Genomic DNA, 18,569 nt, shown 5'->3' with positions numbered 1-18,569 from the left:
TGTTGCAGAAATGGCAAGCGCATTTGTCCGCGACAGAAATGCGGAAAATATATGAATATTATCAGTGTCTAAATGCCATTTTCACCGAAAGACCGGGGCGCGCGTCGGCAAAACTGCATACGTTTGCTCAACGGTCTGTTTATGCAAACATTTGCATAAACCATCAACGCGGGTGAGCAGCGCGGGGGAGCAGCAGCGCGGCAAATGCCGCGATTCCCACAAAGATAGCGGCGATTCCGAGCGCCATGGCGGGATCGCCGCCGAATGCCCCGGCGACGAGCGGGCCGAGACACACCGCCGCCACGAGTTGCGGGATGACGAGAAACACGTTGTGGATGCCAAGATACACGCCGACCTTCTCGGGCGGTACCGCGTTGACGATAATCGCATAGGGAAGCGACAGGATAGCCGCCCAGCCGAGGCCGATGCCAAGCGACGACAGCCAGAGCCATTGCGCGTCGGCAATCAGGACGAACCCCGCCATTCCCGCGGTTGCCGCCAGCAGGCAGATCGCATAGGTCGCGCGCTCGCCGATCCGCACGACGACCGCGGGGAGCAGCAGCGCGGCAACCGCCGCGACGCCGTTATAACCCGCGAACAATATGCCCACCCAGTCGGCGGCGGCATTGAAGGCCGCCGATGCGGGATCGCCGCCCCCGAAATGACGACGCGCCACCGCGGGAACGGCATAGATCCACATTGCGAAAAGGCCGAACCAGGTGAAGAATTGCACGATCGCGAGACGCCTGAGCGCGGCGGGCATCGACAGGAAATCCTCGACGATCTGGAGCAAGCCCAGCGGCGCATTGCCCCGCGCCTGCCGCCGCGTCGCCGCGCAATGCGCGAGCCCGACGATCAGCGCGGCGGCGGCGAGAACGAATATCTCCCATTGCCACCCGAACGCCGCCGCCGCGATGAGCAGCAGCGCGCCTGAAAGCGCGAGCGGCCAGCCGAAGCGGCGCACGGGCCGGGTCTCCCCGGTCTCCGGCGGCCCGGGGTCGGTTCGCGGCACTTCGCGCGTCGAAACGACCGTCCACAAGACCGACACCGACAGGCATGCGCTGCCGATGTAGAAAGCATAGCGCACCGCGGTGGGCAGGCCGCCCGCCGCCGCACTTCCCGATACGCCGAACCAATTGACCAATATCCACGGAAGCGACGAGGCAAAGACCGCGCCGGTGCCGATGAAGAAGACCTGGATCGCATAGCCGCGTGCACGCTGTGCTTCGGGAAGATTGTCGGCGACCAGCGCTCGCGACGGATCCATCGCGATGTTGATCGAGGCCGTCAGCAGCCACAAGGCGCCGATCGCGGCCCACAGGGTCGGCGCATTGGGCATGACGAGCAAGGCGAGCGCCGTGACGAGCCCCCCGCCGAGCAGGAAGGGCCGCCGCCGCCCGAATCGCGACCGCGAATGGTCCGACAAATGGCCGACGATCGGCTGGACGATCAGCCCGGTGATCGGTCCCGCGATCCACAGCAAGGGCAGTTCGGCGACGTCGGCGCCGAGCGCCTGGAAGATACGGCTCGTGTTGGCGTTCTGCAGCCCCCAGACGATCTGGATGCCAAATAATGCAAAACACATGCCCCATATCTGCAAAGGCGGCACCGCGCGCGACTGCTGAACAGGATTTTCCTTGGCTTCCAGACCGTCTACGGCATGCAAATCTTGCATACCCCTCCCCTCCTTGTGCTAACGCTCTCGCGACGTCGAACACGGATTGGCCCTTATGAGCACCAACAATATCAGATTGGAAGACCTGGCGCGGATGGCGGGTGTCTCGATTTCGACGGTGTCGCGCGCGCTCAACGACCATCCGCTGATCAGCCTCACGACCAAGAAAAAGGTCTGGGCGCTCGCGCGCGAGCATAATTATCCCTTTCGTTCGTACATGCCGGCAGCGCCCATCGGCGCGGAGGGATCGATCGTCGTCGTCACCCCGCATATGCAGGGTCGCCCGCTGCCGCTGTCGCATCCCTTCTTCCTCGAACTTCTTGCCAGCATCGGCGAGGCGGCGCGCGCGCGCGACTGCGACTTCACCGTCAGCCACACCGCGCCGCGCGATTTCGACGACCTGACGACGGTGATGAACAGCGGCCGCGCGAGCGGCGTGATCTTCCTCGGCCAGTCGATGCTTCACGACGGCTTCAACCGGCTTGCCGAGACGAACAGCAATTTCGTCGTGTGGGGCGCCCATTTGCCGGGACAGAAATATCCCTCGGTCGGATCGGACAATGTCATGGGCGGCCGCCGCGCGACGATGCACCTCGCGCGCCTCGGCCGCAAAGCGATCGCTTTTGTCGGCTCGAACGATCCCGAGGCGATGCAGCGGCGGCAGGGCTATCTGGAAGCGCTCGAAGCGAACGGGCTGGAACCCGACCCGTCGCTCGACATTCGCGTCGACTTCGGCTTCGAATCGGCCGAGCGGGCGCTGAACCAGCTCCTCTCGCGCAAGCGCAAGCTCGACGGCATCGTCGCCTCAAGCGACCTCATTGCGCTCGGCGCGATCCGCGCCCTGCGCAAGGCCAACCTGTCGGTGCCGAAGGATGTGTCGGTGACGGGCTATGACGATATGCTGCTCGCGCGGCTCAGCACGCCGGCGCTGACGACGATCCAGCAGGATACGCTGGAGGCGGGGCGACGGCTCGTTGCACAGGTCATGGACCCGAACGCCGAACAATATCTCGATTACCTGCCAACGCACCTGATCGTGCGCGAATCCTGCGGCGCCTGACGACAATCGACGGGATGCCGCCCGTCCGCTTTCCCGTTTCAGGATCGCGCCGGCTAGGCCTCCCGCTTGCCGCGCCCCGGAATGTGGCTGAGCACGCTTCGCATCGCGAGGCTGGAATGGATGCGCGCGACGCCCGGCAAGCGCGAGAGGATATTCTTGTGAATCGCTTCATACGCGGCGGCGCTGGCCGCTGACGCGCGGAGCAGATAGTCGGCATCGCCGGTCATCAGGAAACATTCCTCGATCTCGGGATATTGGCGCACCGCCTCCTCGAACCGGTTGAGATAGGCCTCGGTCTGCCGTTCGAGGCTGATGCGCACGATCGCGATGACGCCCCCTTCCTCGGGCGCGGCGACGATGGCGGTGTAGCCGCGGATCACCCTGCGCGCTTCGAGATTGCCGACGCGCCGCAGGCAGGCCGAAGGCGACAAGCCGACCTCCGCCGCCAACTGGCTGTTCGGCATGCGGGCATTGAGGCGCAGCAGCCTCACGATATTCCGGTCGATCGAGTCCATGGCGCAATATCATTCTATTTATGTCGTTAATTATTGCACCTATCATCGAAATTTGCCGATTTGAACAACATTTTGCACGAACATTCGAACGATCTTTGCCTAGAAGCGAGACCGACTGGAGGCACCAGCGGGGATATGAGGATATGGGCATCGCAGGGATAAGCGGCGGGCGGCTACGCATCGACCTGGCGGCAATCGCGGCGAATTATCGGCTGATCGCCGGGCGTGTCGCTCCCGCCGCGGTCGGCGCCGTCGTCAAGGCGAACGCTTATGGTCTGGGCGCGGCCGAGGTGGCGCGGACGCTGTACGAAGCGGGGTGCCGGCTCTTCTTCGTCGCCCATCTGGGCGAAGCACTCGCGCTACGCCCCGCCTTGCCGGCCCCGTGCCGGCTGGTCGTGCTCAACGGTCTGCCCCCCGGCGCGGAGGCCCTGTGCGCCGGAGCGGCGATCACCCCGGTCCTCAATTCATCCGAGCAGGCTTATCGATGGACAAAGGCCGCGAGGGCTTCAGGCGAGCGGCTGCCCGCCGCACTCCAGGTCGACAGCGGCATGGGACGGCTCGGAATGGCGGCAACCGAACTGGCCGGGCTCGCCGGCGACGCGTCATTCCGGTCGGCGGTCGATCCCGTCATGATCATGAGCCATCTCGCCTGCGCGGACACGCCCGAACATCCGGCCAACGCCGCGCAGCTTGCCTGTTTCAAAGCCGCGGCCGTGCTGTTTCCGGGCGTCCCTCGCGCCCTCGCCAATTCGGGCGGCGCCTTCCTCCCTGCCGATTTTCACGCCGATGTCGTGCGGGCCGGGATCGCGCTTTACGGCGGCGCCCCGAACCGGGGTGACCCCAACCCGATGCAGCCCGTCGTGGGGCTGGAGGCGCGCGTCATCCAGGTCCGGACGATCGCCGCGGGCGGCGCGGTCGGCTATGGTCATAGCCATGTTTGCGAGCGCGAAAGCCGCATCGCCACGATCGGGGTCGGCTATGCCGACGGATTGCCGCGCTCGCTCGGCAACCGCGGCGCGGCGTGGCTCGCGGGCGAACGGTTGCCGATCGTCGGCCGCGTATCGATGGACAGCATCACGATCGACGCCACCGCCCTCGCCGCCGGCCGCATCGAGCCCGGCGACTGGGTCGAGTTGATCGGCCCGCATCAATCGCTCGACCGGCTCGCCGACGATGCGGGCACGATCTCTTACGAGATGCTGACCAGCCTCGGCGCGCGATATGATCGGACCTATGCGCCGGTCACCGCCTGCCAGCGGGAGGATGCGGCATGAAGGTTGCGGTCCTTGGCGGCGGCGTCATCGGCGTCGCGTCGGCCTGGTATCTGGCCGAGGCCGGGCATGAGGTCGTCGTGATCGACCGGCAACCCGGCCCGGCGCTCGAGACGAGCTTTGCCAACGCCGGCGAAATCTCCCCGGGCTATGCCTCGCCATGGGCCGCCCCCGGCATCCCGCAAAAGGCGATCCGCTGGCTGATGATGCGCCATGCGCCGCTGATCCTCCAACCGGCGGTCGATCGCGAGATGCTCGGCTGGCTGTTCGCGATGCTGCGCAACTGCACGAGCGCCCGCTATGCGATCAACAAGGCACGCATGGTGCGCCTCGCCGAATATAGCCGCGACCGGCTCATCGCGCTGCGTGCCGACACCGGCATCGCCTATGACGAACGGATGCAGGGAACGCTGCAGCTGTTCCGGACGCAAAAGCAGCTCGACGGCATCGCCAAGGATATTGCGGTCCTGCGTGCCGGTAACGTTCCGTTCGAGGTGCTCGACCGCGAAGGCTGCATCGCGGTGGAGCCGGGGCTCGCCGCCGCGCGCGATAAGATCGTCGGCGGTCTACGCCTGCCCGGCGACGAGACCGGCGATTGCTTCAAATTCACCGGCGCGCTCGCCGCCATGGCCGCCGAACGCGGCGCCCGGTTCCGTTATGGCGAAGCGATCCGGTCGCTGGTGGTCGAAGGCGGACGCATCGCCGGGGTCGAAACCGACCGCGGCCGGATCACCGCCGATCGCTATGTCCTCGCGCTCGGCAGCCATTCGGCGGCGATGCTGCGACCGCTGGGCCTTCGCCTGTCCGTCTATCCGGTGAAGGGCTATTCGATCACCGTCCCGATCGTCGACGCCGCGCGCGCACCCGAATCGACGTTGATGGACGAAAGCTACAAGATCGCGATCACGCGCCTCGGCGACCGGATCCGTGTCGGCGGGATGGCGGAAATTTCGGGTTACAACAACGCGCTGCCCGAACGCCGCCGCGCCACGCTCGTCCATTCGCTCACCGACCTGTTCCCGGGCGCCGGCGATGTCGACACCGCGAGCTATTGGTCGGGCTTGCGCCCCATGACTCCCGACGGCACGCCCGTCATCGGCGCGACGCCGTACGACAACCTCTTCCTCAATACGGGGCACGGAACGCTCGGCTGGACGATGGCGTGCGGATCGGGCCGGTTGATCGCCGATCTCGTCAGCGGACGTCCCACCGATATCGAGGCTGCGGATCTGTCGATCGCGCGCTATGGCGCCCGTTGATTCGACCCATTCCACCCAGACGAAAGGAAAAAATATGACCATCACCCGCATCCAGGCCGGCGCGCGCATGAGCCAGGCGGTCGTCCACGGCGATACCGTTTATCTCGCAGGGCAGGTCGGCGCCCCGGGCGAAAGCGTCACGAACCAGACGCAGGCGATCCTCGGCCAGATCGAAGCGCTGCTCGCCGAAACCGGTTCGGACAAGGCAAAGATCCTGTCGGCGACGATCTGGCTCGCGGACATGGCGGACTTCGCCGAAATGAACGCCGTCTGGGACAAATGGGTCGACGGAAAGGACGCGCCGGCCCGCGCGACCGGCGAAGCGAAGCTGGCGACGCCCGACTATAAGGTCGAAATCATCGTCATCGCGGCGCGTTGATCGAAATGGGGCGGAGACCCGCCGAAAGCCGGTCTCCGCCAATCATTCGGCAGAATGTCGCGCGCGTTCGGTCGCGGCAAACCGCGAGCCGTGCCGATCGGCAGCTTACATTCAGGCAAAAATCGACAGCTTAGGCACCGGCTGGCTGGGGCGGCAGGCTGGAGAGCAATAAGTTAAACCATTGAATTATCTATATTAAGATCGACAATTCGAGTGAATTACCGTCGAAACTGGGTCTTTTTTATAGAGCTGCAGTGAGCCATTTCGGCATCAAGTGCAATTCTGCGACCAGTTGTTTCAGAAGCGCGCCGGGTCGAACCGTGAACTTGCGCGGCATGCAATTTGATGAGCAATAACCTGCCGATTCAGCTTCACGAATTTCGAAACACTATGGAAAGAAGGCGCACTTGGAAGCATTTGCAAGCGCGTCGAATTGCGCAGCGCCGTGCAACTGTTCACGAGATAGGAAGTGACTCCGCGCGGATCATTTTGTCGAGAATGCGCCGGGCCTGATTGCTCCCCCGGTCTGTCAAACGGCGTTCAAAAGGGACCCCCGATCGGCGTCGAAGAGGGACCCCCTTTCGGATATGATGCTGGTTTGTTGAAGATGGCCTTGCGCTGCGTGCGGCGGAGGGCGGGCGTAGCCCGACCGGAGGCGCGCGCAGCGCAAGATAGATTTTTGAAGGCGCCGAAGGTGGCTATCAGCTGCGGTTTTTGAAGCGCCAGCTGTCGTTGCCCGTCTCGACGATATCGCAGTGGTGGGTGACGCGGTCGAGCAGCGCCGTGGTCATCTTGGGATCGCCGAACACGGTCGGCCATTCACCGAAGGCGAGGTTCGTGGTGATGATGACGCTGGTGCGCTCATAAAGCTTGCTGATGAGGTGGAACAGCACCTGCCCTCCCGAGCGGGCGAACGGCAGATAACCGAGCTCGTCGAGCACGATCAGGTCGAGCCGCGACAGCTGCGCCGCCAGGGTCCCGCCTTTGCCGATCCGGGTCTCCTCTTCGAGGCGTGTCACCACCTTCAACCACGCCCGCCTCGATCAAGGTCCAGGGTGCATGGCATATAGCCGCAACAGGTTTTTTCTGATCGAAGAAAGCCTGGATGAAACCAATTGCCTCGTCGCTGCCGCGCAGCTTGTCGGCACCGACAGTCCCTCCGGGCACAACAAGTCCGTCGAAATCGTCGGGTTTGACCTCGGAAAACGTCTTGTCGATAGTATAGCTGCCGCCCTCGTCAAGATCGCCATTGACTGTGCGAGCCTTGCCCGGTCCAAAACTGACCACGGTCACTTTGCCACCAGCGTCCTCGACAGCTTGCTTGGGCTTCGAGAATTCTGGTTCTTCCGTCCCGCGGGGTGCGATCAGAATGGCAACTGATTTGCCTTCTAAAGTCATGATTTATTTCCTATTCCGTCGAAGACCAAGGTCAGGTGCCCGGCTTGAGCACGACCTTCGTCCAACCAGCATCGCGCTCGTCGAAATGCTTGTAGGCGTCTGGTGCCTGATCAAGCGGCAGTCGGTGCGAGATGATTTGGGCAGGATTGGCCCGGTCCTGCTCGATAAGCTTCATCAACCGCCGGTTGTAATGCTTTACATTGCACTGGCCGGTACCGATCTTCTGACCCTTGAACCAGAAGTTGCCGAAGTCGAACGCCATCTTGCCTTCCTTCTGGAGATCGTCGGGCGCGTTCGGGTCTTCCGGAATGAACACGCCGACGACGCCGATTCCGCCGGTGGCCTTCGTGCTTTTGACGAGGCAGTTCATCGTGTAATTGCTGCGCTCCTTGCCGTGGCGATCGCAACACTGGTATCCGACCGCCTCGACCCCCCGGTCGGTCCCGAGGCCGCCGGTCGCGTCAAGGATCTGCTGGGCGGGATCGCCTTTGCGCATGTCGATAGGAATAGCGCCCATCGCCTCGGCCAGTTTCAGACGGTCATCGTGAGAATCGACCACGAAGATCTGAGAGGCACCGCGGATTTCGGCTGAGTGCGCGGCCATTAAGCCGACCGGACCGGCGCCGTAGATCGCGATGCTTTCGCCAGGCAGGAAGCCTGACAGTTCGACGCCATGCCAACCCGTCGGGAAGATGTCGGAGAGCATGACATAGTCATCCTCTTTCTCCTCGGCGTCCTCGGGCAGCTTCAGACAATTGAAGTCCGCATAAGGAACGCGCATCAAATCGGCCTGACCACCTTGCCACGGACCCATCTCGGCAAAGCCATACGCTGCGCCGGCGGTTCCAGGGTTGGTCGTGAGGCAGAAACCCGTCAAACCGCGTTCGCAATTTTCGCAGAAACCGCAACCGACGTTGAACGGCATACACACGCGATCGCCCTTCTTGATACGATCTACGGCAGAGCCGACTTCGATGACCTCGCCAAGGTTTTCGTGACCGAAGACCCTGCCCTTCTCGAAGCTGGTACGGCCCTCATACATGTGAAGGTCCGACCCGCAGATATTGGTCGTGGTCAGCCGGATGATAACATCGGTCTGCTTTTCGATCTTGGGATCATCGATGGTTTTGACCGAAACATCTTTGGGCCCGTTGTACACGACAGCTTTCACGGATCTTTTCCTTTCGCGGCTCTTCTCAACGCGTCATCAGATCGAGAGCGTGGTCATGATCCTGTTCATCGCAACGGCAGAGGACATGGCACCTTTCAAGTGATCGCAGTTTACTCAACCTTCCGCCAACAGAGAGGTTCCTTCGCGTTGGGCCATCCTGGGAGCGATTCACGGCGGCTTTCTGAACGACTGGGCCAGAACGGGCGAACAACGCGCCAAATTGATGTTCCCAAAAATCTCCCGCGAAAAAATCGAGCCGCTACGTCGCGACACATCACCGGCGCTTTATCAGTAAATTCAGAAGTGTAATAAGCGCAAAAGAAAAGGCCATCCACTATCGCGGATGGCCTGTCGTATTCATTTATTCATTTCCCGATTCGGCCGGGCCATCCATTCCGGATGAAACACGAGCCTTACCCTGCAGCCAAACAGCAGCTTAGGGTGCCGACCGCTCCGCTATTTCGCGGCCAGCAGGGTGAACTTGTGAATCTGCGGCGGTTCAGAGAACAGTTCCTCTGCCTTGTCCATCAGTGCGGCGGCAACCTTGCCGTCAAGATGGGCCTGCCGATCCTCCTCTGTGTCGAACGTATCGAAGATCGCGTACGCACCGGGACCTTCCTCGATCGCATACCAGGTCAGAGTGCCCGCCTCAGCTTGAACGAGCGGCAATGCCGAGGTCAGGAAATCGGCGACATCGCGCTCTTTTCCGGGCTTGGCCTTCAGTGGTACATACAGGGCAAGTTTGGGCATAAATGACTCCTCAAGTGAAACGGACAGATATTATACGGCAAGGTAACGGACGAGCGGGCCGGTGCGTTCCCCATGAGCCGGAGCACACGCGGCCCCGCCTCCTCGTGGAAATCAGAACTCCTGTGCGGTCGGCCGGATGACGATCGCGTTTACGTCGACGTCATCAGGTTGTTCGACAGCGAACGCGATAGCACGCGCCACCGATGCCGCCGGAATGGCCTGCTTGTAGAAGTCCAGCACCGTCTCGGCGGCCGCGCCAGAGGTCGTGAACTTCAAATCGCTTTCGACAGCTCCAGGCTCGATTGACGTGACCCGGACCTTTTCCCCCACCTCGTGGCGCAAGCCCTCGCTGATCGCGCTGACGGCGAACTTGGTGCCGGAGTAGACCGTGCCGCCCGGTGCGAAGACCTTGATGCCCGCAACCGAGCTCAAGTTGATGATGTGACCGCTGCCCTGCTCGAGAAAACCGGGAAGGGCCGCCGCGATGCCGTAGAGCGTACCCTTCAGATTGACGTCGATCATCTGGTCCCACTCGTCGGTGTTGACCTCGGCCATCGGACGGATCGGCATCAGCCCGGCGTTGTTGATCAGCACGTCGAGGCGGCCGAAGTCGGCAATGATTGCGGCGACGACGGACTGGACCGCCGATTTGTCGGTCACGTCCAGCGCGTAGCTACGTGCCGTGCCGCCAATTGCGGCGATGTCCGCGACGACCTCGTCGAGCCTGTCCTTGCGCCGCGCGGCGATGGCCACCTTGGCGCCGCGTTCCGCGAGAAGACGCGCGGTTTCCGCGCCGATGCCGGTGCTGCCGCCGGTAATGAGAATGACCTTGCCTTCGATACCCTTTGTCATGATTGTATTCCTTCAAGTCAGTTGTTGATTTTTCGCCGGATCGCGGCCCCGCGGGAGCCCGCCCGGCTTGATGGGGTCACCGCGAGCGCAACAGGACGGGAGCGGCGCCCACCTTGATGCGGAGCAGCTCGTAGGGCTTGCGGCGCAGGTCTCGGCCGCCGTGGAAGCCGGGCTGGCGGTGGAGCTGGTTGGCGGTGAAGTAGAGATATCCGTCGGTGCCGATCGACAACGTGTCGGGCCAGCTGATGCGCGGGTCGCTGACCACCGTCGTCCAGAGGCCCTGGTCGAGCATGCGGATCGCGTTATTCTCGTAATCGCCGGCGAACACGCGGCCCCGGTCGTCTTCGGCAATCCCGTCCGAGGCGCCTTTGCGCCCCAGGCTGCGGACCGCGCGGCCCAGCTCCTCCTCGGACACCGCGGGATCGCGCAGCAACGCCGTGGGCACCGCGTGCAGCGTGCGGCCCGACAGCGGACCGTAATACAGCAGGCTACCGTCGGCGCTGAGCGCAATCGCGTCGCTCGCAATTGCTACCGGCGTCGCGGGTCCATCGGCGGGACGGTTCATGAGCACCGCGCCGTCGACGACCGGGGTGAAGCCGGGCTCAGGGTTGGTCGTCGCATGGTTTGACAGGCGCCGGATCGCACGCCCGCTGGCGATATCGACGACGATGATGCCGCCGATCCCCTCGTTGCTGCTGTCGGTGATGTAGGCGACGCCCTCGGCGCCCTGACGCAGATCGAAGCGCACGTCGTTGAGGTAGGTCGTGGGCAGCACCACGCTGGGCGGCAGGACGATCGTCTTCACCACCCGGTCGGTCGCAAGGTCGATTGCCACCAGCTTTGCACCGCCGGCCTGTGGTTGAGAGAATTTGGGCGCCGCCGTGTCGAGCACCCAGAGGCGATTGGCGCCGTCGGCCACCACGCTCTGCACCGAGATGAAATGCCCAGCCGGGTCGGCCGGATCGGGCTGGTTGGTCGCGGCGTCGGGATAAGGCACCGCCTTGCCGTCGACCAGCTCGGCAACCGTGAACGGCGCGTTATCGCCCCATTGCGGGAAGTTGACGAAGATGCGCCCGTTGGGGGCGACGGTCACGCCAGTCGGCATCGCGCCATCGAAGGTCGCGACCTGTTCGATCTGGGGCGCGGATGCACCCTCGCGGGTCATCGCGCAGGCGGCAAGCGAGAGGGCAGCGCCACCGGCAAGAAGCAGTTTGACGGAGGTTTTCATGGGGTCATTTCCTCGAGGATGCGGCCCGCTTCGTGGGGCTCGGACCGGAGATATTGCGGGGGCGCCTTGACCGATGCACCAAGCGCGGCGGCGGCGTGCCAGGGCCAACGCGGATCCCACAGCGCAGCGCGGGCTATCGCTATGGCGTCGGCATGCCCGTCTTCGAGGATGCGCTCCGCCTGGTGCGGATCGGTGATCATTCCGACCGCCACGACAGGCATGGCGACCGCGTCCTTGACCGTCCGCGCCAGCGGCACCTGATAGCCGGGACCGACAGGGATCTGCTGGCGCGGGTCGAGCCCGCCGCCGGAGACGTGGATTGCCGAACAACCGCGCCGCTCCAGCTCCTGTGCAAACAATGCGGTTTCCTCCGCTGTCCAGCCGCCTTCAACCCAGTCGGTCCCAGAAACGCGAACGGTCACCGGGCGGTCGACGGGAAACGCTTCGCGCACGGCATCGAACACTTCGAGCGGGAACCGCATCCGGTTGTCGAGGCTGCCGCCGTATTCATCGCCGCGCCGGTTGGAAATCGGCGAAAGAAACTCGTGGAGCAGATAGCCATGCGCCGCGTGGATCTGGACGGCATCGATGCTGAGCCTGCCGGCGCGGCGGGCGGCGTCGGCGAAGGCCTCCCGGATGCGGGCAAGCCCTGACTTGTCCAGTTCGACAGGGGGATGGTCGTCCGGAGCGAAGGGAATGGCGCTGGGTGCCACGGTCTGCCAGCCATTCTCCGTATTGGGGGCGATCTGCGTTCCGCCGTGCCACGGCTTGGCGCAGCTCGCCTTGCGGCCGGCATGGGCCAGCTGGATGATCAGCGGCATGTCCGACCAACGGCGCACACTTTCGAGCACGCTTCGCATCGCCGCTTCGGTGCGGTCATCGTACAGGCCGCTGTCACCGTAGGTGATGCGCCCTTCCGGGCTGACAGCGGTCGCCTCTATCGTTAGCGCGCCCGCGCCCGAGAGCGCCAACTGGCCGAGATGCATCTGGTGCCAGTCGGTCATCGCGCCGTCGACTGCCGAATACTGGCACATCGGCGCGATGACGATGCGGTTGGCGAGCCGCAGCCCGCCAACCTCAATCGGTTCGAACAATTTCGCCATCACCATTCGCCCGTGTTGGGCATGGAGGCCCAGGGTTCGGCCGGAGCCTTGTGTTCGCCCTTCTGGAGCAGTTCGATCGAGATCCCGTCCGGCGAGCGGACGAACGCCATGTATCCGTCACGCGGGGGGCGATTGATCGTCACGCCGCCCGCCTGCAGCCGCGCGCACGTTTCGTAGATGTCGTCGACCCCGTAGGCGAGATGGCCGAAGTTTCGGCCGCCCGTGTATTTCTCGGAAGCGCTGCCATCCTCGGGCGGCCAGTTGTACGTCAGCTCGACCTCGGCATCGCCCTGCTCGCCGTCGCCGCGGAAATCCTCGTCGGCGGCAAGGTAGATCAGCGTGTAACGCCCGGCCTGGTTCTCCATGCGCCGGGTCTCCCTGAGACCCAGCAGCGTGAAGAACCGGACCGCCGCCTCGGGATCGGCGACGCGCAGCATGGTGTGGAGATACCGCATGATCAGGCGTCCTTGTCCTTGAGGGCTTCCATCACGAGCTCCGCGGTGCGGGTAGCGCTGGCGGGGTTCTGGCCGGTCACCAGATTGCCGTCGCGCAGGGCGAAGGGGGCAAAATCGGGGCCGCCCTCGTGCTTGCCCCCAAGTTCCTTGAGGCGCGTTTCGAGCAGGAACGGCACCGCCTGATCGAGGCCGACCGCGCGTTCCTCGCTGTCGGTGAAGCCCGCGACACGGCGACCGGCGACGAAGGGCGTGCCATCGGCCTTCTTTGCCGAGACCAGCCCTGCCGGTCCATGGCAGACGGCGGCGACGATCTTGCCTTCGCGGTCGAAGCGTTCGACCAGGCGGGCCAGTTCGTCACTGACGGGGTAATCGAACATAGTGCCGTGGCCGCCGGGCAGGAACAGCGCGTCGTAGCCGGCGGGATCGATGCTTGTGAATACAGGGGTGCTGGCAACCTCGGCCTTTAGGGCCTCGTCCTTCAGATAGCGCTCGACCGAAGCGTCGTTCTCGCCGTCGGCGTTGACGCTGCGCTGGTCGACGGGGATGGCGCCGCCCTTGATCGAGGCAAGCATCACCTCGGCGCCCGCATCACGGAAGGCGTAATAGGGGGTGGTAAGTTCCTCGAGCCAGACACCCGTCGGTTCGGTGCCGGGAGTCATGCGGTCGGCGGAGGTGGCCACCATGAGAATGCGGGTCATCGTCAATTGTCCTTTTCCATTGATGTCGGGAACACGAGCAAACGCACCCGCCGGCGCCGCGCCCGCCACCAGGACAGCGGTGAGGGCTTGCAGCAATTGGCGGCGATTTTGCATTCGATCGTTCCTGTCGGCGGCCTAGATACGCAGGGAACGACATCATGAAATCCAAAGGGAATGGCGGGCGGCCATAAATCTGCTTATGGAACCGGAATGTCCCTCTTGCAGTTGCGCACCTTCGTCGAAGTCTACCGCCGTCGTTCACTGAGCGAGGCGGCCCGGGCAATCGGCATCACCCAACCGGCGGCGTCGCAGCACATCGCATCGCTCGAGGCGCAATTGGGCCGTCCCTTGTTCGATCGCCATTCGCGGGGTGTTCGACCAACAGCGATTGCCGACGATCTCGCGGCTTCGATCGGAAGCAGCCTCGACACGGCGGAATCGGCACTGGCCAGCGCGCGGGCCCGATCGTCGCGCATCTCGGGCACGGTCCACATCGCCGCGCCGTCGGACCTGCTGGGAGAGATGATCACGCCCCGGCTGGCCCCGCTGCTGGAAGCAGGGCTGGACCTGCGCCTGCACATCGGCGGGCGCGAGGCGCTCTATGCCTTGCTGCTCGAAGACAAGGTGCACCTGGCCGTCACCGCCTCGCAACCCGAAGATGCGCGGTTGGCCTTTCATGCGCTGGGCGAGGAACACCTGCGCGCCGTAGCTTCTCCCGCTGTGGCGGAGCGGATTGCCGCGTTGCCGTTGGCAGAAGGGCTCGACCGGACGGCCCACCTCGCCTACGATCTCGACCGGCCGCTGCTGCGGACCTGGCTTGAGGCAAACCAGATCGAACTGACGAGCCAGCCCGCCTTGACCGCGCCCGATTTGAGGGTGCTACGGTCGGGATTGTGCGCGGATCTCGGCTGGACGGTACTGCCAGGCTATCTCACCCACATCGAACGCGCTGCCTGCACGCTGATCGAGATACCCGCCCCGGTCACGGTGCCGCGCAACGCTTACTACCTCGTCTGGGCACGCTCATCGCTGCGACACCCGCGCGTGGCCATGGCTCGGGACGCCCTGATTGCTGCACTCCAAATATAATTGTGGCCACGCCTGCTGGGCCGTCAGCACAATTTCGGTTCTGAACCAGTTGAGCGCTGGCGAACGAACGGCGGCTTTCGGGATCGTCGGCGACAAGGCCGAACGGCCGGATGTGGGCGCATAGCGGCCGTAAACGATGGCTTAGCCACCCAGTGATTATTTGATATTTAGTCCGACATGGTGTCAACCGCGCTTGCGCCGCCCGGCGCTCTCGCGAGTTGGCCGCGCGCCCCGCATGCAAACGGGTAGCAACCGGATTTCTACGGCATCTGGCAGATGGGCTGTCACCTTGGGTATCTGGTTTACAATATCGAACAAGATTTGGAGGCGCGTGGCGCTCGCGTATCGACTCGCATTCTCCCCACCAGTCTTTTGACCGAGGAGGTCCGACCGAAATTCTTCGAACGTCTGTAGCATCTTCAGTTCAGTGCTAACCATATGCCGGCCGCTGTGGACCGCCTGTCCCGGCTTAACGAGCGTCAGACGTTGCTTAATGTGAAGCCATACATTCTTGAAAAAGACATCCCCCAGCGCACGCCCTGTGCGACCGGGCTGGATTTCTGGAAAGAGGTACTGCTCGCCAGCTTCGTTCATGGCTTGGACATAATGCAGGAAGCCCAAGCGACGCAGCTCGTCGCAAATAGGAATCTTACGGACGCTGGTCGCGTTCTTGACGCCGCCCGCGGACGTCTTCCTGATGTTGACAAAAAAGATACCGTCTTCTTCGCCGATATCGTCGACCAAAAGCTTACAAGCTTCCTCGCGTCGCATGCCTGAATACCAGACCAGCGGCATGACCCAATAGGCTGCGTCGTGCCAAATCGAGCCTCCCGGCGTCACGGACAAACGCTGAGGCAAATCGACGCCCGTACCGCCGGTCCATATGCCGAGACGAAACAATTCCTCGCCCTGCGCAATCGTATAGGGGTCGCGCTCGTTGCGCTCGTCCATGTCATCCTCCTCGAGGATGAAATCCGAGAAATCAAGCGGCGCCATGGGCGTCTTTGTCGCCAGCCACGAGCACAATCTCTTGAGGTTGGCGAAATGGCGGTTGATGGTGCCTACGTCGAGTCCGATCGTGATCGAAACTTCTTCACCTTGCTCCTCTGCTTCCGCAAGACGATCGAGCGCCTCGCTGCAAATGTCCTCCAATGACATCCCTTCATGACGGGGCGACTTATGATGCGACGACGGTAACCGGTTCAACTGGTCGTAAAGCCGGTTGAGGTCTTCTTGGCTTGTTGCTGCCAGGGCCTTGCCATTGTTCGACTTGCCGAAAAGAAAGGGCGCGGCCTTGAATTGACGCTTCTGGCTGGCACCCCAGACTTTCGGCTGCGATTTGCGCCTTTTGGGGCTCGCACCCTCGTTCAACACCGGCGCGTCGTCCCGTCCACGGGCCTTTGGTTTCAGCTCCATATATTTTTCTACCGCCTGCATCGGGCTAAGGTCGGCATAATAGTTCTGCGAATCGCTGAATGTCGACGCTGGCGCAGGCACAATGGTGCTGGCGGTCCACGCGTTTGGAGGCGCGGGGGCGGAGATCGGGGGAGGCATCGAAGTCTGGGGAGGCGCTCGCCCGAGCGCGTTCATGAGCGCCAAGCTGTGTTCGATGGCGCGAACTTCGGGGCTGTCGTAGGTTGCCGCGGCCGTCAACCGTGCCCCACACATGATCTGCCGGGCAATTTCGATGCGGTCAGCCGCTGGCTCGATGTCGAGCCGCTCCAGCAATGCCTTTGCCTCATTCAGCAAATTGCCTGGAACATCGCCGGCTTGGGAAAGCATTGCATAAAGATTGGCACGGGCCTCGTCGTCCAGCGACGGAAAGCGCTTGTCGAATGACCCGATGTAATCGATGCCCATATAGTCGTCGAAGCCATTTGCGATGAAATCGCCGTTAAACGCTGCATAGATCGAAAGCATCTGGTGGAAGCGAGCCGTGACATTGCCCTCACCGTCCTTCTCGATCACCGCCAACTGATGCGCCAGCATGTTGCGATACCGCACCATCTCCTCTCGAAAGAGATGGTTCACCTGCTCGCTGGTCAGTCCTTCCTGCTCGATCCGTTCGTATAAGCTCATTCGCACAACCTCGCTTCGGCCGGTCATTGCGACCGCGCGCCGTCGCGCGACCGACTGGTCCTTCGTCAGAAGGCTGACCGTTGTTACGATGGTTATAGGACGTTCAAGCCGTCCAGCGAAGCGCACCCGGCGACGCCACCAGTAGGTGGCCCCGCGACGGTTCACATTTTCGATTGCTGGCATCAGGCACTGGCTCCACCCACTGGTAGCAATTGATGCCACTGCGATGGTCGGCCTTGCTCAGTTAAGGGAGAAACCTGGGGTTTTCCGTTCCTTGGCTGAGGCACAGCACCGGCTGGCTGGGGCGGCAGGATTCGAACCTGCGCATGGCGGCATCAAAAGCCGCTGCCTTACCGCTTGGCGACGCCCCAACGGCCGGTTGCGAGCGCGTCTATAGCGCGCCCGACATGAATGGCAAGTTGGCGACTTAAAGCCGCGTGACCCAGCCGTAGGGATCTTCGGCGCGGCCGCGCTGGATGTCGACGAGCTTGTCCTTAAGCTTCGTCGTGACCTGCCCCGGGCCGCCCGCACCGATCGTGAAGCTGCTGTCCCCGCGCGTCACCTTGCCGACCGGGGTCACCACCGCGGCGGTGCCGCAGGCGAAGCTTTCGGTGAGCTTACCGCTTTCCGCATCGGCCTGCCACTGGTCGATCGCATAGGGTTCCTCGCGCACCGTCAACCCGGCGTCGCGCGCCAGCGTGATGATCGCGTCGCGCGTGATCCCCGGCAGGATCGTGCCGGTCAGCGGCGGGGTGACGATGCTGCCGTCGTCGAAGACGAAGAACATGTTCATGCCGCCCAGTTCCTCGATCCAGCGATGTTCGGCGGCGTCGAGGAATACGACCTGGTCGTGCCCCTTGGCGATCGCCTCACGCTGCGCGACGAGGCTGGAGGCATAGTTGCCGCCGCATTTGGCGGCGCCGGTGCCGCCGGGCGCGGCGCGGGTATAATCTTCCGACACCCAGAGCGAGATCGCGGGCGCGCCCGACTTGAAATAATTGCCGACGGGCGAGGTGATGACGAGGAACTGATATTCCGACGCGGGTTTGACGCCGAGGAACACCTCGCTCGCAAACATGAAGGGACGCAGATACAGCGCGCCGCCGTCGACCGGCGGGAACCAGTTCGCGTCGGCGGCGACGGCTTCCTTCACCGCGGCAATGAACAATTCCTCGGGCAGTTCGGCCATCGCCATGCGGCGCGCGCTCGCGTTGAAGCGCGCAGCATTGGCTTCGGGCCGGAACAGCGCCATCGAACCGTCATCGAGGCGGTACGCCTTCAGCCCTTCGAAGATTTCCTGCGCATAATGGAGCACCGCGGTCGCGGGATCGAGCGTCAGCGGGCCGCGCGGCATGACCTGCGCATCGTGCCAGCCCTGCCCCTCGGTATAGCGGATCGACACCATATGGTCGGTGAAGACGCGCCCGAACGCCGGGTCGGCAATCGCCGCCGCCCGTACATCGTCCGCGATCAGATTGGGGTGCGGCAGATGGGTGAAGGCGGGAGCGGACATGCGAAAACACCTGTGGTTTTGGGGTTTAAGGAGCGCGCCTCTTGCCAAAGACCGGCGCGGCGCGCAACGGTAGT

Annotated in this window: 16 protein-coding genes, 1 tRNA gene and 2 pseudogenes; 5 read left to right on the top strand and 14 right to left on the bottom strand. The window is 63.4% G+C overall.

Annotated features, from left to right (window positions below; all coding sequences use genetic code 11):
* Positions 1-163 precede the first annotated feature (163 nt).
* Positions 164-1,675: an MFS transporter gene (locus tag VGN62_RS10985; protein WP_327453690.1), complete on the bottom strand. Its 1,512-nt coding sequence runs from the start codon at positions 1,673-1,675 to the stop codon at positions 164-166.
* A gap of 55 nt (positions 1,676-1,730) precedes the next feature.
* Between VGN62_RS10985 and VGN62_RS10980 the strand changes: the two genes are divergently transcribed.
* Complete coding sequence (locus VGN62_RS10980) at positions 1,731-2,735, top strand: LacI family DNA-binding transcriptional regulator (RefSeq protein ID WP_327453688.1); 1,005 nt, start codon at positions 1,731-1,733, stop codon at positions 2,733-2,735.
* 53 nt (positions 2,736-2,788) lie between these two features.
* Here the strand turns inward: VGN62_RS10980 and VGN62_RS10975 are convergent, their stop codons facing one another.
* Complete coding sequence (locus tag VGN62_RS10975; RefSeq protein WP_327453686.1) at positions 2,789-3,250, bottom strand: Lrp/AsnC family transcriptional regulator; 462 nt, start codon at positions 3,248-3,250, stop codon at positions 2,789-2,791.
* A 143-nt stretch (positions 3,251-3,393) separates the two neighbouring features.
* Here VGN62_RS10975 and alr point away from each other — a divergent pair, with 143 nt between their 5' ends.
* From alr to VGN62_RS10960, 3 genes are read left to right on the top strand one after another with little or no spacing between them, the layout of a single operon-like run.
* Complete coding sequence (gene alr / locus VGN62_RS10970; protein WP_327453684.1) at positions 3,394-4,524, top strand: alanine racemase; 1,131 nt, start codon at positions 3,394-3,396, stop codon at positions 4,522-4,524.
* Positions 4,521-5,780, top strand: coding sequence for a D-amino acid dehydrogenase (locus tag VGN62_RS10965; RefSeq protein ID WP_327453682.1), 1,260 nt, complete (start codon positions 4,521-4,523; stop codon positions 5,778-5,780). The genes alr and VGN62_RS10965 overlap by 4 nt, the downstream gene beginning before the upstream one ends.
* 34 nt (positions 5,781-5,814) lie before the next feature.
* Positions 5,815-6,159: a RidA family protein gene (locus VGN62_RS10960; RefSeq protein WP_327453680.1), complete on the top strand. Its 345-nt coding sequence runs from the start codon at positions 5,815-5,817 to the stop codon at positions 6,157-6,159.
* A gap of 701 nt (positions 6,160-6,860) precedes the next feature.
* On the opposite strand, the pseudogene VGN62_RS10955 reads toward VGN62_RS10960, so the two are convergent.
* The 9 genes and pseudogenes from VGN62_RS10955 to VGN62_RS10915 form a co-directional block, all read right to left on the bottom strand.
* Positions 6,861-7,181 (bottom strand): annotated as a pseudogene (locus VGN62_RS10955) (ATP-binding protein); the annotation flags it as partial.
* 58 nt (positions 7,182-7,239) lie between these two features.
* A pseudogene (locus VGN62_RS10950) lies at positions 7,240-7,557 on the bottom strand (DJ-1/PfpI family protein); the annotation flags it as partial.
* 31 nt (positions 7,558-7,588) lie between these two features.
* Positions 7,589-8,728, bottom strand: coding sequence for a glutathione-independent formaldehyde dehydrogenase (locus VGN62_RS10945; RefSeq protein WP_287407862.1), 1,140 nt, complete (start codon positions 8,726-8,728; stop codon positions 7,589-7,591).
* 456 nt (positions 8,729-9,184) lie between these two features.
* Entirely contained in the window at positions 9,185-9,478 is a 294-nt protein-coding gene (locus VGN62_RS10940; protein WP_062344850.1) for a putative quinol monooxygenase, read from the bottom strand.
* Positions 9,479-9,589: 111 nt separating this feature from the next.
* Positions 9,590-10,330 (bottom strand): SDR family oxidoreductase, encoded by a 741-nt coding sequence (locus tag VGN62_RS10935; RefSeq protein WP_327453674.1) that lies wholly within the window; start codon positions 10,328-10,330, stop codon positions 9,590-9,592.
* A 76-nt stretch (positions 10,331-10,406) separates the two neighbouring features.
* A complete protein-coding gene (locus tag VGN62_RS10930) occupies positions 10,407-11,558 on the bottom strand; it encodes an L-dopachrome tautomerase-related protein (protein WP_327453672.1) in 1,152 nt (383 codons plus the stop codon).
* Positions 11,555-12,661 carry an NADH:flavin oxidoreductase/NADH oxidase gene (locus tag VGN62_RS10925; RefSeq protein WP_414713275.1) on the bottom strand — a complete coding sequence of 369 codons (1,107 nt, stop codon included), beginning with the start codon at positions 12,659-12,661 and terminating at the stop codon, positions 11,555-11,557. The genes VGN62_RS10930 and VGN62_RS10925 overlap by 4 nt, the downstream gene beginning before the upstream one ends.
* Entirely contained in the window at positions 12,661-13,119 is a 459-nt protein-coding gene (locus VGN62_RS10920) for a VOC family protein (protein WP_114818813.1), read from the bottom strand. The genes VGN62_RS10925 and VGN62_RS10920 overlap by 1 nt, the downstream gene beginning before the upstream one ends.
* Entirely contained in the window at positions 13,119-13,928 is an 810-nt protein-coding gene (locus tag VGN62_RS10915; RefSeq protein WP_327453668.1) for a type 1 glutamine amidotransferase domain-containing protein, read from the bottom strand. The genes VGN62_RS10920 and VGN62_RS10915 overlap by 1 nt, the downstream gene beginning before the upstream one ends.
* A 96-nt stretch (positions 13,929-14,024) precedes the next feature.
* Here VGN62_RS10915 and VGN62_RS10910 point away from each other — a divergent pair, with 96 nt between their 5' ends.
* On the top strand, positions 14,025-14,903 hold the full coding sequence (locus VGN62_RS10910) for a LysR family transcriptional regulator (RefSeq protein WP_327453666.1): 879 nt from the start codon (positions 14,025-14,027) through the stop codon (positions 14,901-14,903).
* 183 nt (positions 14,904-15,086) lie between these two features.
* Here VGN62_RS10910 and VGN62_RS10905 read toward each other — a convergent pair whose 3' ends face one another.
* The 3 genes from VGN62_RS10905 to VGN62_RS10895 form a co-directional block, all read right to left on the bottom strand.
* Positions 15,087-17,165 (bottom strand): integrase, encoded by a 2,079-nt coding sequence (locus tag VGN62_RS10905; RefSeq protein ID WP_327453664.1) that lies wholly within the window; start codon positions 17,163-17,165, stop codon positions 15,087-15,089.
* 113 nt (positions 17,166-17,278) lie between these two features.
* A tRNA-Gln gene (locus VGN62_RS10900) sits at positions 17,279-17,353 on the bottom strand.
* Between the two features lie 56 nt (positions 17,354-17,409).
* The gene (locus tag VGN62_RS10895; protein ID WP_327453662.1) at positions 17,410-18,495 is read right to left on the bottom strand and encodes a branched-chain amino acid aminotransferase; all 1,086 of its coding nucleotides are present in this window, start codon (positions 18,493-18,495) and stop codon (positions 17,410-17,412) included.
* Positions 18,496-18,569 lie beyond the last annotated feature (74 nt).

The organism is Sphingopyxis sp. (assembly GCF_035998905.1).
GTDB lineage: Bacteria > Pseudomonadota > Alphaproteobacteria > Sphingomonadales > Sphingomonadaceae > Sphingopyxis.
Note: the sequence above shows the minus strand (reverse complement) of the source record. Positions and strands in the feature narration are given on the sequence as shown.

Excerpts from the sequence above, each read along its gene's own strand:
- VGN62_RS10905 (WP_327453664.1), bottom strand. The coding sequence starts at position 17,165 with ATGCCAGCAATCGAAAATGTGAACCGTCGCGGGGCCACCTACTGGTGG.
- VGN62_RS10985 (WP_327453690.1), bottom strand. The coding sequence starts at position 1,675 with ATGCAAGATTTGCATGCCGTAGACGGTCTGGAAGCCAAGGAAAATCCT.
- VGN62_RS10980 (WP_327453688.1), top strand. The coding sequence starts at position 1,731 with ATGAGCACCAACAATATCAGATTGGAAGACCTGGCGCGGATGGCGGGT.
- VGN62_RS10895 (WP_327453662.1), bottom strand. The coding sequence starts at position 18,495 with ATGTCCGCTCCCGCCTTCACCCATCTGCCGCACCCCAATCTGATCGCG.
- VGN62_RS10975 (WP_327453686.1), bottom strand. The coding sequence starts at position 3,250 with ATGGACTCGATCGACCGGAATATCGTGAGGCTGCTGCGCCTCAATGCC.
- VGN62_RS10925 (WP_414713275.1), bottom strand. The coding sequence starts at position 12,661 with ATGGCGAAATTGTTCGAACCGATTGAGGTTGGCGGGCTGCGGCTCGCC.
- VGN62_RS10930 (WP_327453672.1), bottom strand. The coding sequence starts at position 11,558 with ATGAAAACCTCCGTCAAACTGCTTCTTGCCGGTGGCGCTGCCCTCTCG.
- VGN62_RS10910 (WP_327453666.1), top strand. The coding sequence starts at position 14,025 with ATGTCCCTCTTGCAGTTGCGCACCTTCGTCGAAGTCTACCGCCGTCGT.
- VGN62_RS10965 (WP_327453682.1), top strand. The coding sequence starts at position 4,521 with ATGAAGGTTGCGGTCCTTGGCGGCGGCGTCATCGGCGTCGCGTCGGCC.
- VGN62_RS10960 (WP_327453680.1), top strand. The coding sequence starts at position 5,815 with ATGACCATCACCCGCATCCAGGCCGGCGCGCGCATGAGCCAGGCGGTC.
- VGN62_RS10915 (WP_327453668.1), bottom strand. The coding sequence starts at position 13,928 with ATGCAAAATCGCCGCCAATTGCTGCAAGCCCTCACCGCTGTCCTGGTG.
- VGN62_RS10940 (WP_062344850.1), bottom strand. The coding sequence starts at position 9,478 with ATGCCCAAACTTGCCCTGTATGTACCACTGAAGGCCAAGCCCGGAAAA.
- alr (WP_327453684.1), top strand. The coding sequence starts at position 3,394 with ATGGGCATCGCAGGGATAAGCGGCGGGCGGCTACGCATCGACCTGGCG.
- VGN62_RS10935 (WP_327453674.1), bottom strand. The coding sequence starts at position 10,330 with ATGACAAAGGGTATCGAAGGCAAGGTCATTCTCATTACCGGCGGCAGC.